Source organism: Klebsiella scottii (assembly GCF_036561945.1).
Taxonomy (GTDB): domain Bacteria; phylum Pseudomonadota; class Gammaproteobacteria; order Enterobacterales; family Enterobacteriaceae; genus Klebsiella; species Klebsiella scottii.
The window spans coordinates 1,187,584-1,202,788 of sequence record NZ_JARXNI010000020.1; the positions used below are offsets into that span (position 1 = coordinate 1,187,584).

Consider the following 15,205-nt stretch of genomic DNA (forward strand, 5'->3'; position numbering starts at 1 on the left):
TGCAAAATAAATGCATAAAAAGGAATCATCATGGTTAAGAAGTGGATGAAAGCGTGCTGCCTGATGGCGGCAATGATGGGTACCGCGCAGGCGGCACAGCAAACCTACGTTGTCGGTTCGGGCGGCACCTATCGCCCGTTTGAATATGAAAATAGCCAGAAACAGCTGGAAGGTTTTGATATCGACATCATCAAAGCGATCGCCAAAGCGGAAAACTTTGATATCAAGCTGGTCAATACGCCGTGGGAGGGGATCTTCGCCACCCTCAACACCGGCGACCGCGACATTATCATCTCCGGGATCACCATTACCGATAAGCGTAAGCAGATGGTGGATTTCTCCGCGCCTTATTTCCCGGCCGAGCAGTCGATCGTGGTGCCGGCGGATTCGAAAGTGACCTCGCTGGCGGCGCTGAAAAGCGAGAAGGTCGGGGTGGTGAACTCCAGCACCGGCGATATCGTGGTCTCTGACGTGCTGGGTAAAAACAGCACCGCCATTAAGCGCTTCGACAATACGCCGCTGATGCTGCAGGAGCTGTTTGAAGACGGCGTCAGCGCGGCGGTAGGGGACGTTGGGGTGGTGAAATACTACATCAAGCAGCACCCGGAGAAGCAGTTCAGGCTGGTGCCGGACGCGAAGTTTGAGCGCCAGTATTTCGGTATTGCGGTGGCCAAAGGCAACAGCGAGCTGCAGGCGAAAATCAACGCCGGCCTGCAGAAAATTGTTGCTGACGGCACCTACGCCAAAATCTACAAAACCTGGTTCGACGACAACGTCCCGACGCTGCCTGCGCAATAAGATCTGTTTTTTTTGTCTTAATCACGGCTATCGGCTCTGACGATAGCCGTATTTTTTAGGGAAGGGTTATGACGGGATTCCGTTGGGAGATCATCGAGGAGTACGGCCCGCTGTTTATGGACGGCGCCTTGATGACCATTAAATGCACCATTATTTGCGTGATCCTCGGCACCCTGTGGGGTCTGACCCTCGGGCTTGGGCGGATGGCGAAGGCCGAGCACGGGGTATGGAAATACGTCCTGCGCTACCTGGTCCAGTTCCCGGTGCGCTTCTACGTCAGCGCATTTCGCGGCACGCCGCTGTTTGTGCAGATCATGGTGGTTCACTTCGCGCTGGTGCCGCTGTTTATCAACCCGCGCGACGGCCTGCTGGTCACCGGCGGCATGATGAGCGCCGACTTTGCTCGCGAGCTGCGCTCTAACTACGGCGCGTTTCTCTCCTGCGTGGTGGCGATAACGCTGAACGCCGGGGCCTACGTCTCGGAAATTTTCCGCGCCGGCATTCAGTCGATCGACAAAGGGCAGATGGAGGCCTCCCGCGCGCTGGGGATGCCGTGGTGGAAAACCATGCGCCAGGTGATCCTGCCGCAGGCGTTTCGCCGCATTCTGCCGCCGCTGGGCAACAACGCCATCGCTATCGTTAAGGACTCCTCGCTGGCGTCGGCGATCGGCCTTGCCGACCTGGCCTACGCCGCGCGCACCGTCTCCGGCGCCTACGCCACCTACTGGGAACCCTATCTGACGATCTCTCTGGTCTACTGGGTGATTACCTTCCTGCTGGCACAGCTGGTTAACCGTCTGGAAAAGAGGTTTGGCAAAAGTGATTCACATTAACAATCTGCACAAACGCTTCGGTGACAGCCACGTCCTGCGCGGCATCAGCTGCGATATTCAACCGCAGGAAGTGGTGTGCATCATCGGCCCGTCGGGCTCCGGGAAAAGCACTTTTCTGCGCTGCATGAACGCGCTGGAAACCGTCAGCGAAGGCGAAGTTGCGGTCAACGGCTTTGCCGTCCACGATCGCGCCACCGATCTGAATAAGATGCGTGAAAGCGTCGGCATGGTCTTTCAGCGCTTTAACCTGTTCCCGCATATGACGGTGCTGGAAAACCTGATCATGGCGCCGATGAACCTGCGCGGCATGGCCCGCCAGGCGGCGATTGCGCTGGCGGAAGAGCTGCTGGCGAAGGTGGGGCTGAGCGATAAGCGCGACGCCTGGCCTTCCAGCCTCTCCGGAGGCCAGCAGCAGCGGGTGGCGATTGCCCGCGCGCTGGCGATGAAGCCGTCGATCATGCTGTTCGATGAACCGACTTCGGCGCTCGATCCCGAGCTGGTCGGCGACGTGCTGGCGGTGATGAAAAATCTCGCCAGCGAAGGGATGACGATGGTGATCGTGACCCATGAAATGGGCTTTGCCCGCGAAGTCGCCGACAGGGTTATCTTTATCGACGGCGGGATCATTCAGGAGCAGGGCCGACCGGAGCAGATCTTTAGCGCCCCGAGCAACCCGCGCACCGCCGCGTTTCTCAGCAAGGTGCTGTAAGCAAAAGCGGCCGCCAGGGCCGCTTTATCATATTGCTGCAGGCGAAGCTGCGCGCTACTGCGCCGCTTCGCTAACCTCATCGACTGAAGCTTCACGCTCGTTAGCCAGCAGCGTTTTCTCGCTCTGCCCGACGCTCTGAATCAGCAGGAACAGCAGGCCGCTGGCGAAGAGGGTGACGATCAGACCATCATATCCCGAGACGCCGATCGCCAGGCTGCTGATCACCGGCCCGGCAACGCTCCCCGCCGACCAGAAGAACCCTAGCAGCGCGTTTATCATGATCAGCTTCTGCCCGGAGAAGGTTTTACCGGCGCGCACCAGCGACAGGGTATAGAGCGCGCCCGCCGCCGCCCCGAGAACCAGGCAGCCGGCAATCAGCTGAATGCGCGAGCCGAGCAGGAAGGGCAGCGCCAGCAGGGCGAGGCAGAACACCAGCGCGCAGCTGAGGTGCACGCGGCGAATGCCAAACCTGTCGGCAATCCAGCCAAGCGGCGCCTGGAACAGCGCATCGCCGGTGAGTACCACCGTCACCAGCAGCACCGCCATCGACTCGTTTAGCCCCTTATCCATGCCGTACAGCGGCAGCAGCGCCAGGATGCTGGCATCAAAGAAGGAGAAGCAGAATACGCCGGAAGCCAGAACCGGCAAAAATACGCCGAGGCTGCGCCAGCTGGCGCGTCCGGCGAGGCTCTCGCGGCTGCCGCCCGGCAGGTGGCGCAGCATAAACAGGCACACGGCGGTCAGGCCGCAGATCGCCAGCAGCGCCCATGACTGATAGTCGGGGCCGGCGGAAATCAGCAGCGGCCCGGCCAGCTGGCAGCCGGTAAACGCCGAGGCGTAAATCCCGGTCAGCGTGGCGCGATTTTTCCCCGCCGCCCCGCCGGTGATCCAGCTTTCCCCCAGCACGATAATCACCCCCGAGGCGAGGCCGGTGAGAAAGCGCGGCAGCAGGAGCTGCGTCAGATCGACGGTCAGGCAGGAGGCTACCGTCGCCAGGGCCAGCAGGATCAGGCTCGCGCTGAGCAGTACGCCCATCTCAAAACGGCGGCACAGCGCGGGAGAAAGGAAGGAAGAGAGCATCATTCCCGCCGGCGGCAGCGCGGCCAGCAGGCCAACGTAGACGGTGTCAATTTGCTGCTGCGCAAGCTCAAGACTGATAAGCGGCACCGTGTAGCCGGTGATAAAGCCTACCAGCGAGGCGGCCATGATCATCGCCAGCGTGGGCGCTAAGCGATTGTGGTCTGGGTTAAACATTTTATTCCCGATAACGGAAGTCAACAGGTGGATAATCTGGCGAATCGCCAACAGCCCTGCATATTAGTTAATCATATGCCGTCTGTCACCGTTGAAATGGCTACCATTAATGAGAAGGGCGCCGCGAGCGCTCGCCAAAGCCCGCCGGGGGACGGTTAGCGAGAGTTGTCAGCGCGCTGGCGAAAGGATATAACTCATAGAGCAGCCCGGCGCTCGCGGGGCGCATGGATAAAATGCATACCGATAACAACACTCGTTCAGCGTTGATGCTGTGCAGGAAAGGAGTACGACATGGCAGTATCGCCTTCATCCATCGCAGAAGCTATTCGCTGGCGACGCGATTTTCATGCTTACCCTGAGCTGGGCTACCAGGAACAGAAAACCTCCCGTCGCGTCGCCGAACTGCTGGCCTCGTTTGGCCTGCAGGTGCATACGGGGCTGGCGGGAACGGGGGTGGTGGCGACCCTGGAGAATGGCCCTGGCCCGGTTATTGGCCTGCGCGCCGATATGGACGCCCTGCCGATTACCGAACTCGGCGAGGTCAGCTACAAATCCCGCAATCCCGGCGTGATGCACGCCTGCGGCCACGATGGTCATACCGCGATGCTGCTGGCGGCGGCGTCGCATCTGGCGCGGACCCGCCGTTTTCGCGGCACGGTGCATTTCGTTTTTCAGCCGGCGGAAGAGAACCTCGGCGGCGCGCGAAAAATGGTCGAAGAGGGGCTGTTTACCCTGTTTCCGATGGACGCAATCTACGCGCTGCACAACTGGCCGGGGCTTCCGCTGGGGCAGGTGGCGATCAACAGCGGCGCGATGATGGCCTCCCTCGATGCGTTCGAAATCACCCTGACCGGCAAAAGCTGCCATGCGGCGATGCCGGAGAGCGGGGCCGATCCGATCGTCGCCGCCGCGCAGCTTATCATGGCGCTGCAGACGATTCCGTCGCGCCGCCTGTCGCCGCAGGAGTCGGCGGTGGTCAGCATTACGCAGATTAACGGCGGCGAGGCGATCAACGTCCTGCCGGACAAAGTGGTGCTGCGCGGTACCTTCCGCTGCCTGAGCAACCCGGTTCGCGAGCGGGTCAAAGGGCTAATTGAGAGCTACGTGGCGACGCAGCCGCAGGTATCTGACGTCAAGGGGGAGATATTCTGGTATCCCGGCTATCCGGTCACCCGCAACCACCCGGCGCAGGCGCTGAGCGTCCGCGACGCGGCGATTGCCGCGCTGGGCGAGTCGGCGGTGAATGCCCAGGTCAGCCCGTCTATGGCCTCGGAAGATTTTGCCTGCATGCTGGAAGCGTGTCCTGGCGCCTATTTCTGGATCGGTACCGATGGCGAGACGCCGTCGAAACCGCTGCATAACGCCGGCTATGATTTTAATGACGACCTGATCGGACCCGGAGTGCTGATGTGGACGGCGCTGGTGGAAAAACTGCTGCCGGCGACGCCTGATGGAGGTGAGTGACAACGTCACGCAAGGGGAGGCGCGCCTCCCCTGAGTTTTTTAGGCGTTAGCCGCCTCTTTGAGACGCGCTTTCATCTCGTTGTAGGAGGTGAGCGCAAACTGCTCCGCCCAGCGCTGATCGGCAATGGCTTCAACCTTCACCGCGCAGTATTTGGTTTCCGGCGTTTTGGAGATCGGGTCGAGGTTATCCTGGGTCAACTCATTGCAGGCCCCCACCCACCACTGATAGGTCATATAGACGGCGCCGCTGTTGATGCGATCGCTGATATCGGCGCGGGTGATAACCTTTCCGCGCCGCGAGCTGACCCACACCAGCTGTCGGTCGACGATCCCCATCTGCTGCGCATCGGCGCGGCTAATCTGCACCCGGCCCGGTTCGTCGGCCAGCGACTGCAGCGCCGCACAGTTGCCGGTCATCGAGCGGCAGGAATAGTGGCCGACTTCGCGCACCGTGCAGAGCACCAGCGGAAAGTCGGCATCCGGCGTTTCGGCCGGAGCTCGCCACGGCGCGGCGAACAGCTGACCTTTACCCGTCGGGGTATCAAACTGATTGTCCTTATAAAGCCACGGCGTGCCCGGGTGATCCAGCGTCGGGCAGGGCCACTGCACGTGGTTCATCTCGCCCATTTTTTCATAGGTTACGCCGTAGAACAGCGGGCACAGCTCGCGCATTTCGTCCCAGATTTGCTGGTTATCCGCGTAGCGCATCGGATAGCCCATTTCGCTGGCCAGCAGGCTGATGATCTCCCAGTCGCGCTTGACGTTGCCCGCCGTCGGGATCGCCTTCTCAAAGCGCTGGAAACCGCGATCGGCGCAGGTGAACACGCCGCCGTGTTCGCCCCAGGAGGTCGCCGGGAGCAGCACGTCGGCTATCTCGGCGGTTTTGGTCATAAAGATATCCTGCACCACCACAAAATCCAGCGCTTCGATGCCCTTGCGCACCAGTCCGAGGTCGGCTTCCGTCTGCAGCGGATCTTCCCCCATAATGTAGTAGGCTTTGATCTCCCCGGTCAGCGCCTTATGAGGCACTTCGGTGATACGGGTGCCGACCTTGTCATCCATCAGCGCCGGATCGATGCCCCAGGCCGCGGCAAACTTAGCCCGTACCTGCGGGTCGGTGACCTCCTGATAGCCGGGGAAGAGGTTCGGCAGGACTCCCATATCGCAGGCGCCCTGCACGTTGTTTTGTCCGCGTACCGGGCCCACGCCGACGTGCTCCCGCCCGAGGTTGCCGGTGAGCAGCGCGAGGCTGGCCAGCCCTTTGACCACGTCCACCGCCTGGCCGAACTGGGTTACGCCCATTCCCCACATAATGGTGGCCGAAGGCGCGGCGGCAAACATTCTCATCGCCTGGCGCACTTCCTGCGCCGGAACCCCGGTCAGCGGTTCGACCGCCTCGGGAGAGTAGTCCCGCACCGCTTCCCGGTAGGCCTCAAGACCTTCGGTAAAGCGATCGACGTAATCATGGTTGTAGAGGTCTTCTTCGAGCAGGACGTGCGCGAAGGCGTTGACCAGCGCCATATTGCTGCCGTTATTAAGCTGCAGGTGACGATCGGCAATGCGCGCGGTCTCAATGCGGCGCGGGTCGCAGACGATGATCTTCGCCCCGTTCTCGCGGGCTTTGATCACCCTGCGGGCCACGATAGGGTGGGAATCCGCGCAGTTGTAGCCAAATACCAGCAGGCATTTTGAGTTTTCAATATCGCTTATCGAGTTGCTCATCGCGCCGTTGCCCAGCGCCTGCTGAAGGCCTGCCACCGACGGCCCGTGACACACGCGGGCGCAGCAGTCGACGTTGTTGGTGTTGAGTACCGCGCGCGCAAATTTCTGCATCACATAGTTGGTTTCATTCCCCGTACCGCGGGATGATCCGGTAGTCATAATGGCGCGCGGGCCGTACTGCTGTTTAATGGCCTGCAGCTTTTTCGCCGTGTAGCGGATCGCCTCATCCCAGCTGACCGGGGTGAGCTTGCCGCCTTTTTGGTAGCGAATCATCGGCTGCTTCAGGCGCGGGGTGAGCAGCTGGGTATCGTTGAGGAAATCCCATCCGTAGTAGCCTTTGAGGCACAGCTGGTTTTGGTTAGTTACCCCGTCAGCGGCTTCCGCGCGGATAATTTTATCGTTCTCGACAACCAGCTTGAGTTTGCAACCCGCCCCACAGTAAGGGCAAACGCTCGTGATTTTTTTCATCAGTAACAGACCTGTTAACAGTGAATGAAGATCGGCGGTCAGGCCGGGCCCGGCCTGCCATCGTCATTGAGTCCCTTCGTCACGATGCTGACGTCAGGTGAGGCTGTTAAGCAGGAACCGTGCCAAAAAATAAAATATTGATTTTGCTGATAAATTAAATCACGGTGCGCCGGGTCGTCGCGATGTCGTCACTAATGACGATGACGAATCGCCGGGCCCGACGCACCGGCTATTGCGGGCTCGCGCCGGCTGGCGGCGCGAAGGAAGGGATGCAGGGCGGGGGATCAGGCCATTTTTTGCCGGAAGTGGGCCAGAGTCTGCGGCGCTAAACCGGCTTCCTGCGCCGCGCTGCAGATGGCCTGCCAGCTGCCCTCGTCCAGCGGAATACCCAGCGCCAGCCGCTCCTGACGGTTGGCCTGTTCCCACTCGCCAGGGACCAGAATCGGTGCGTCCGGATCGTGCGGCGATTGCTTACACCAGTCGATAAAGGCCTCGGTCTGGCTCTGCATCTCCGGGGCATCGAAGGTTTCCGGGTCCAGAATAATGGTCGTCATGCAGTTAAAAATAGCGTCGACGCAGGTTTGCAGGCTCTCCTGGTGGGTTGTCTGGCCGCCGGATACCGCGCCGCCGAGGATTTCGCACAGCGTCGCCAGCGCGTAGCCTTTATGCTGGGCAAAGGTCAGCAGCGCGCCGAGGGGCAAGGTCTGCATCACCGCCGGGTCATTGGTCGGCTCGCCCTGGGCATCGATCAGCGAGCCTGCCGGCACCGCTTCACCCTTATGCCAGGCAACCCGGGTCTTGCCGAAGGCGATGGCGCTGGTGGCGTAGTCCAGCAGCAGCGGCGGCTGGCCTTTGCGCGGAAACACCACGCACAGCGGGTTGGTGCCGAAGCGGCTGTCCTTCCCGCGAAACGGCGCAACCATCGGGTCGCCGACGACGCTGACGAAGTGGATGGAGATCATGCCCGCCGCGGCGCACTGCTCGGCCCAGTAGCCGATGCGGCCAATATGGTGGGCGTTGCGCAGGGCAACGGCGGCCATGCCGTGCTGTTTTGCCTTTTCGATACCGATCTGCATCGCCTCATGGGCGACCACCTGACCAAACCCGGCGTTGCCGTCGAGGGTCACGACGGCACCGGCGTCCTTCATAATGCTGGCATGACGGTTAAGCTGTAGGTGCCCCCCGGCCAGGGAGCGCACGTAGCTCGGGATCATCCCGACGCCGTGCGAGTCGTGGCCGGCGAGGTTGGCGGCAATCAGATGGTCGGCGACCAGGGTCGCTTCGGTGGCGGTGCTGCCGAGGTGGCTGAAGAGGGTGACGACAAACTGATGCAGATCCGTAGCTTGCAAGCGATGTCCGGTTGGCACTGAGTTTCTCCTGTGGTGGGCGGATAGTGTTGTTATTTTGTTATGTTTGCCGATCCATGCTGCTCCCCATGCCGAAGAAGATCAAGCGCTTGTCGTGAGCAGCGCCATGAGGGGCAGAGAACAGAGTTGAGGCTGGCGGGACTGGTCGCCGGGGTGAGAATCATTATGATAAAAATCTTATTCTAAATGATATGGAGAAAACCATAATGAACATCAGCTCAGTCATTTTAGCGATCGTCGCTATTGCCCTGCTGGGCATTTCCGTCTATAGCCTGCTTAGCTATATTAAAGAGCGCCGGGCTATGCGCTTTAAATCGTTTCGCCAGCGCTGACCAATAAGCCCGCAGGGTATTAACCTGCTTTATGATAATTTTCGCGCCAGGCCTTCGGCGATGCGTGATATTTTTCGCGAAAGCTTTTGCTGAATAGCGGATGACTGATAAACCCGCAGAGCCACGAAATTTGCTCGACCCGCAGCTGAGGCGCATTTTCCAGCAGCTCGCGCGCGGCCTCTAAACGCCGCTCTTTGAGCACCGTCATGACCGAGGTTCCCTGCTCGTTGAAAGCGCGGTCAAGACTGGAGCGCGAGCAGTGGAGCGCTTTCGACAGCAGATCCGGGGAGAGATCGTGCTGTTGATAGTGCAGGGCGATAAACGACTTCGCGCTATTCACCAGATGCCCCAGCTTTCCTGACGACATTAATCCCTGCTGTTTCGCGATATCGCTCAGCACTAATAGCGCCATATTATGCAGACCATCCACAATGGTCGCCGTCTCTTTCGGCGACAAGCTGGCTGAATGCGTATCGAGCAGCAGCATATGCGATTTCAGGAACATCGCCAGATGATGATTCTCCAAGGAAACTATCGGGCTATTGAGCCTGCCGTTAAAAACTTCTTTGATTTTCTCGCTGCGGGGAATGATATAGAGCTGCTTCACATCGTCGCACTGATACTGATAATAGTCATTGCGCTGATGAACAATCAGCATTCCCGGATTCACCTGCGCGGCGACGGATTTCTTTCTGCCGCTAATAACCTGATGTCCCTGCACCAGCAGCGAAATATAGATCGATTGCTCTTCGACCCGATGAGGGTCAAAGGTGGTCTGATTTTTAGAACCCATCGCACTACAATAGTCGCCGGAAATAGCGGATATAGTCTTATGCGTGGCAATAATCTCTGCCGGGCGGCGGTTGTTCGCCACTTCTATCCCATAGCAGCCGAGGTTTTGCGATATTTGCTGGAAGCGCTCTTCCGGCGCGATATCCGCCGCGCTCAAAACATGAGGAACGTACAGCGCAGTAGGTCTGGGCATGTTTGTTGCCTTTCTCAAGATGATGCTGGCAGGTGAATTTTTATCCTTCGATTATAAGATTAATCCTAAGAAAAACCAGCGCCGGGAGGGTTTTTTTACTCATTTCAGCCGCCCGCTTCCGGGCGCCTCGTTCCGGCTGGATGATAAGCCTCATCTTTTGACCGAAAAATAGATCGGCAGCGCGTTTAATATTATTTTGGCGTTATTAATAAATGTTTTTACGGGGGTGAAATATATTTACTAAGCGCGCCGTTGGCTAATTTATCCAGTGGTAAATGATTTATTTAGCCGCTACGGGCCAGGTAACGTGGTGCTGGACAGAGGGACAAAAATAATTGCAAGCTATATCGCAGGTAGCGATCGATACGTATCGGGTAACGGGGATAATAAGCTCATGGCTAAACGTAAAATTATTGTTTTATCTTTGATGTTTTTTTGTATTTTATTTTTTGCCGCGGCGGGCGGCTATTTTTTACTGCTCAAAGACAATTTTGCCGAACCCGACGGTGATGAAACCGCCGCTGCCGTTCTCAAAGTTGCCGGGCTTGATGAAAGCGGCCAGCGCGATCCGCAGGCGCAAAGGGCGCTGTTTCAGCGCCGGGTTACCGTTCGTCAGCTTAATCTCGATAGCGGCGAGCTGCTGGCGGCGGGCAAGGGTAGCGCGGCGCAAAAACGCTGCGTCAGCCTGCCGGCGGCCGGCGATCCGGCGCAAATCAGGCAGCGCTGCTCCCTGGTGGATATCTACCTCGTTCACGATAATAACAATACGATTCAACAGATTATTCTGCCTGTTTCCGGCAAAGGGGCGAAATCGATGATGTATGCGCTGGTGGCCATCGACACCGACGGCCGCACGGTGAAAGACCTGCTGTACTACCGGCAAAATGAGACGCCGCTGCTCGGCGCGAGGGTGGAAGACCCGCAGTGGCTCAGGCAGTGGGCGGGCAAAAAAATACGCGATAATAACGGCCAGCCGGCGCTGAAGGTGACGCAGAATAACGCCGGACAGCACGACGATTATACGGTCGACGGTATTAGCGGGGCGACCTTAACCTCGAACGGCGTTGAGAAGAGTATTAATTACTGGATGGGGTCGCAGGGCTACGGCAAATTTCTCCAGCGCCTGCAGCAGGACCCGGCACGATTAACTACGGACGCTACGCGCTATTAGCGCCGCGCGCTTTGCAATATTTGACATAAATTTTCACGCTTTGACATTTTCATGATCTGCGTCATGTACAGCGAAAGTAAAAATGGCAATGATAATTATTATCATTAAATTTCGATGGAAGGCGCAATGGCAGCTCCACGTTTTCTCTTTCTGGCGATGCTTTTTAGCCTCCTGTTTAGCGCCGCCGCGCTGGCTCAGACCCACTATGCCCCCTACATCGAGGATATCGAGCAGCGGCTGGACAAAACGGCGCAGCTGTACCAGCAGCACAGGAACGACGAGGCGCGCCGGGAAGTTCAGAGCGCCTACTTTGAAGTGTTTGAAAACCTCGAAGGGCCGATTCGCATTAATATTTCGGCGCGCAAAAGCTACGAAATGGAGAGTACCTTCGGCGACATCCGGCGGATGATTGCCGAGGGGAAACCGCTGGACGCGGTTCAGGCGCGCATCGATGGCCTGAAGCAGGCGCTGCGCGAAGTCGAACCGGTGCTTGACGGCGGGCATCGGCTGGTGGCGGAGGAGCAGCATACCGCCTTATCGCGGGACGATATCGCGCCGCAGTGGCAGGAGAGCTTCCGCACTATCGACGATCGGCTGGCGCAGGCGGTGAGCGAGTATCAGGCCGGCCGCTACGATCTCGCCAGCCAGCAGATCCAGCAGGCGCACTATCAGGGTTTCAAAAACTCGGAAATGGAAATCGCGGTGCGTAAGAATCGCTCGGCGAAGGAGGCCGCGGCGATTAACCAGCAGTTCACCGCCCTGATCGCGCTGACGGCGCAGCCGGGGCAGCTGAACGACGTCTCTTATCAGGTCACCGCGCTGCTGCAGGATCTGGAAGACCTTCTACCCGGCCTGCCGGGCACCCGCGACGACGGGCCGCAGGTCAATCCGACGGCGGCGGACGCCTCCGTGCCGAATGCCGACTGGGCCAGCGTCGCGGCGGGAATTAACCGCAGCATGGATGCGGCACTGGCGCGCTATCAGCGCGGTGAAGCGGAAGGCGCCATTCAGGATATCCAGGATAGCTACTTCGATCGCTTCGAAGCCAGCGGCATGGAGAACAAAATCGGCTCCCGCGACGCGGCGTTCAAAACCACCCTTGAAGCCTATTTCACCCGCATGGTCAGCCTGATGAAGGCCGGCCAGCCGCAGGAGAAGCTGACGGAACAGGCCGCCGCGCTGGAGCAGGATCTGCAGAAAGCGGTCGCGTTGCTCGGGGAGGGGGAAGAGACCCACTGGAGCCTGCTGCTCTACAGCCTGATGATCATCGTGCGTGAAGGGCTGGAAGCCCTGCTGATCGTGGCGGCTATCGTCGCCTATCTGATTAAAAACGACCACCGCGACAAGCTGCCGCTGATTCGCCAGTCGGTGGTCGTGGCGCTCGTCGCCAGCGTGGTGACGGCGTTTATCTTCCAGCTGCTGTTTACCAACTCCGGCGCCAGCCGGGAGCTGCTGGAGGGGATTACCATGCTGATCGCGGTGGTGATGCTGTTCTTCATGAGCTACTGGCTGCTCTCCAAAGTTGAAGCCCGCCACTGGAAAGCCTGGCTGGAGGGCAAACTCTCCCACTCGCTCTCGCGCGGCTCGCTGGTTGGGCTGTGGTTGACCAGCTTCCTGGCGGTCTATCGCGAAGGCGCGGAAACGGTGCTGTTTTACGCCGCGCTGATCGGCGATGCGCAGGGCGTTGGCGGACATCTCGCCATCGGCGGCGGGTTTATCATCGGCTGCGTGGTGCTGCTGGTGGCCTGGCTGGTGATGCGCTACTCGGTGGTTCGGCTGCCGCTTAAACCCTTCTTCATGTTCACCGGCGGCTTTATGTACCTGATGGCATTCGTTTTTGCCGGTAAAGGGGTGCTGGAGCTGGTGGAGGGCAAACTCTTCCAGCCGACGCTGGTCGGCGGTATTCCCGAAATCGGCTGGCTGGGGGTGTATCCCTATGTTGAAACCCTGATCCCGCAGGCGATATTGCTGATTGCGGCGCTGGTAGCGCTGTGGATCATGCGTCGCCGCGGCCGGGAGCCGGCTGAAAGTATAAAAAATAACTTCTGACTATTTTAATTTTAAGACGAGAGGATGTGCCAGATGACCTTTAAACAGACCCTGATTATCAGCGCCACCGTTGCCAGCATTTTTACCGCCCCGGCGGCGCTGGCCTTTAAGGAATATCCGGCGGGGGAACCGGTGACCATGAATGAGATGGAGATTGCGGCGGTCTATCTCCAGCCGATCGATATGGAGCCTCGCGGCATGGGGCTGCCGGCGGCGAAGTCGGATATTCATCTGGAAGCCGACATCCATGCGGTGGAAGGGGGCAAGAACGGCTTTGGCGCGGGCGAATGGATCCCCTATCTGACCATCGCCTACACCCTGGTTAACAGCGACACCGGCGAGAAGCAGGAAGGTACCTTTATGCCGATGGTGGCCAGCGACGGCCCGCACTACGGCGCCAATATTAAAATGATGGGCGTTGGTAACTATAAAGTGACCTACCACATCGACCCGCCGTCAAAAGCCGGGATGCACCGCCATACCGATAGCGAAACCGGCGTCGGCCGCTGGTGGAAACCGTTTGACGTCAGCTATGAGTTTAAATACGTCGGCCTGAACTAAGCGCCTGGCGTATCTGCCTGTCCGCGGCGAAAGACGCCGCCGTTGTTACGCAGGATGGCCCGCCGGTCATCCTGCGGCATGTTATTTATCTGCCGTACAGAGTTGAAGTCATGAGCTATTTTTTCGTCTCGACGCTACAGGTCTTTTTCTGCATTGCGCTTCTGTCCGCTGCGCTCTGGGGACGCGGCGACGCTCCCGCGCTGCGCCCGCTCGCCTGGACGCTGCTCGCGGCGCTGGCTGCAGGCCTGCTGGCGGGGCTCTACGTTCGCGGTAGCCAGTCGCTGCAGCTGATCATCGTCGGCGCTGAAATTCTGCTTTCGCTGCTGTTTTTGCTCAGCTTCTGGTGGGCATCGCAGCGGGTTCGCTACCTGTGGCAGGGGGTCCTTGTTGCCGGCGCCGCCCGCCGCTGGGGGCTTGACCCGAACCTGACCGGCCTGACCTCAACTCACGTCCTCAATACCGATCTGTTGCTGAACCTGACGGCGATCGTCCTCGCGCTGGCAACGCTCTGCCTCGCCGCCGCGCTCTGCGCGATGCTTCTGCGGCGGATGCGCTGGCTGTACTGGCCGCTGACCCTGCTGCTGATGGTTCTGCTGTGGCTTCCGCTCAGCGGAACGCTTCTGCTGCTGCTGATGAAGCTGCAGGTGGTGCCGCTGCTGAAGCCGCTGCTGAGCTTTGTCGCCAAAGTGACCAATAATGCCGCGCTCTATAGCTGGGCCGCCGGCGCAATACTGCTGCTGATGAGCCTGCTCTGGCTCCCGGCGATGCGCGGCTATGCCCGGGCGGTGAAGGCCGCCGAACGGCCGATTGACCGCCGGCTGGCGCTCGCCGAACGCCGGGGAGCCAGCCGCCTGTGGTTAACCACCGTCGCCTGCGCGCTGGTGATTATCGGCGGCCAGCTGTGGTGGGATCTGGTGGCCTCGCAGCCGCCGCGCTTATCCGAAGCGCAGCCGGTGACGCTCGCCGCCGACGGGCAGGTGCATATTCCGCTGGAGCAGGTCCGCGACGGGAAGCTGCATCGCTTCGTCTGGGTGGCAGACGACGGTAAAGCGGTGCGCTTTTTTGTGATCAACCGCTATCCCGACAAGCTGCGCCTGGGCGTGGTGTTCGACGCCTGCCTGCTGTGCGGCGATCAGGGGTACGTGATGGAAGGCAACCAGGTGATTTGCGTCGCCTGCGGGGTGCACATTTTTATCCCGTCGATTGGCAAACCCGGCGGCTGCAATCCGGTGCCGATCGACGGCTGGCGCAACGATGAAACCGAGCTGACGATCCCCGGCAGCGCGCTGGCGACAGGGGTCAATTACTTCTCGACGGTGCTGACCATCAAGGTTACCGACCCGGTGGACGGCTCAAGCCTGACCAATACCGCGGCCGACTTTAAATATAGCTATGGCGGTAAGACCTGGTTCTTCGCCTCCGAAGCCAACTATGATCGTTTTCGTCAGGCGCCGGAGCAGTTCGTTGCCGACGCGGTGAAGGAGGAGTAGCG

14 protein-coding genes are annotated in these 15,205 nt (G+C 59.6%); 10 read left to right on the forward strand and 4 right to left on the reverse strand.

Going from position 1 to position 15,205, the window contains the following annotated elements:
- Positions 1-30: 30 nt before the first annotated feature.
- The 3 genes from QFI97_RS13310 to QFI97_RS13320 all read left to right on the forward strand — a co-directional run bounded on the left by QFI97_RS13310 (position 31) and on the right by QFI97_RS13320 (position 2,340).
- A complete protein-coding gene (locus QFI97_RS13310; protein ID WP_095102147.1) occupies positions 31-798 on the forward strand; it encodes a basic amino acid ABC transporter substrate-binding protein in 768 nt (255 codons plus the stop codon).
- Between the two features lie 68 nt (positions 799-866).
- Positions 867-1,631 carry an amino acid ABC transporter permease gene (locus tag QFI97_RS13315; protein ID WP_095102149.1) on the forward strand — a complete coding sequence of 255 codons (765 nt, stop codon included), beginning with the start codon at positions 867-869 and terminating at the stop codon, positions 1,629-1,631.
- On the forward strand, positions 1,618-2,340 hold the full coding sequence (locus tag QFI97_RS13320) for an amino acid ABC transporter ATP-binding protein (RefSeq protein ID WP_095102298.1): 723 nt from the start codon (positions 1,618-1,620) through the stop codon (positions 2,338-2,340). The genes QFI97_RS13315 and QFI97_RS13320 overlap by 14 nt, the downstream gene beginning before the upstream one ends.
- A 54-nt stretch (positions 2,341-2,394) precedes the next feature.
- Here the strand turns inward: QFI97_RS13320 and QFI97_RS13325 are convergent, their stop codons facing one another.
- Entirely contained in the window at positions 2,395-3,594 is a 1,200-nt protein-coding gene (locus tag QFI97_RS13325; RefSeq protein ID WP_346431344.1) for an MFS transporter, read from the reverse strand.
- A 291-nt stretch (positions 3,595-3,885) separates the two neighbouring features.
- Here QFI97_RS13325 and QFI97_RS13330 point away from each other — a divergent pair, with 291 nt between their 5' ends.
- Positions 3,886-5,058 carry a M20 aminoacylase family protein gene (locus QFI97_RS13330; protein ID WP_331833844.1) on the forward strand — a complete coding sequence of 391 codons (1,173 nt, stop codon included), beginning with the start codon at positions 3,886-3,888 and terminating at the stop codon, positions 5,056-5,058.
- A gap of 39 nt (positions 5,059-5,097) precedes the next feature.
- Here the strand turns inward: QFI97_RS13330 and fdhF are convergent, their stop codons facing one another.
- Positions 5,098-7,248: a formate dehydrogenase subunit alpha gene (fdhF, locus tag QFI97_RS13335; RefSeq protein ID WP_346431345.1), complete on the reverse strand. Its 2,151-nt coding sequence runs from the start codon at positions 7,246-7,248 to the stop codon at positions 5,098-5,100.
- 284 nt (positions 7,249-7,532) lie between these two features.
- Positions 7,533-8,615: a malate/lactate/ureidoglycolate dehydrogenase gene (locus tag QFI97_RS13340; protein ID WP_346431346.1), complete on the reverse strand. Its 1,083-nt coding sequence runs from the start codon at positions 8,613-8,615 to the stop codon at positions 7,533-7,535.
- 206 nt (positions 8,616-8,821) lie between these two features.
- On the opposite strand from QFI97_RS13340, the gene QFI97_RS13345 reads away from it, so the two are divergent.
- Positions 8,822-8,947 (forward strand): small membrane protein, encoded by a 126-nt coding sequence (locus QFI97_RS13345; protein ID WP_157349257.1) that lies wholly within the window; start codon positions 8,822-8,824, stop codon positions 8,945-8,947.
- 19 nt (positions 8,948-8,966) lie between these two features.
- On the opposite strand, the gene QFI97_RS13350 is transcribed toward QFI97_RS13345, so the two are convergent.
- Complete coding sequence (locus QFI97_RS13350; protein ID WP_346431347.1) at positions 8,967-9,932, reverse strand: helix-turn-helix domain-containing protein; 966 nt, start codon at positions 9,930-9,932, stop codon at positions 8,967-8,969.
- Between QFI97_RS13350 and QFI97_RS13355 the strand changes: the two genes are divergently transcribed.
- From QFI97_RS13355 to QFI97_RS13375, 5 genes are all read left to right on the forward strand, one after another.
- Entirely contained in the window at positions 9,931-10,104 is a 174-nt protein-coding gene (locus QFI97_RS13355; RefSeq protein WP_346431348.1) for a hypothetical protein, read from the forward strand. The genes QFI97_RS13350 and QFI97_RS13355 overlap by 2 nt on opposite strands.
- A gap of 222 nt (positions 10,105-10,326) precedes the next feature.
- A complete protein-coding gene (gene nqrC / locus QFI97_RS13360; RefSeq protein ID WP_331833840.1) occupies positions 10,327-11,103 on the forward strand; it encodes an NADH:ubiquinone reductase (Na(+)-transporting) subunit C in 777 nt (258 codons plus the stop codon).
- 126 nt (positions 11,104-11,229) lie between these two features.
- Complete coding sequence (locus QFI97_RS13365) at positions 11,230-13,152, forward strand: FTR1 family iron permease (RefSeq protein WP_375214729.1); 1,923 nt, start codon at positions 11,230-11,232, stop codon at positions 13,150-13,152.
- Positions 13,153-13,185: 33 nt separating this feature from the next.
- Positions 13,186-13,713, forward strand: a complete 528-nt coding sequence (locus tag QFI97_RS13370) for an iron transporter (protein WP_095102161.1) — start codon at positions 13,186-13,188, stop codon at positions 13,711-13,713.
- Between the two features lie 110 nt (positions 13,714-13,823).
- Entirely contained in the window at positions 13,824-15,203 is a 1,380-nt protein-coding gene (locus tag QFI97_RS13375; protein ID WP_346431349.1) for a Fe-S-containing protein, read from the forward strand.
- Positions 15,204-15,205: the final 2 nt, after the last annotated feature.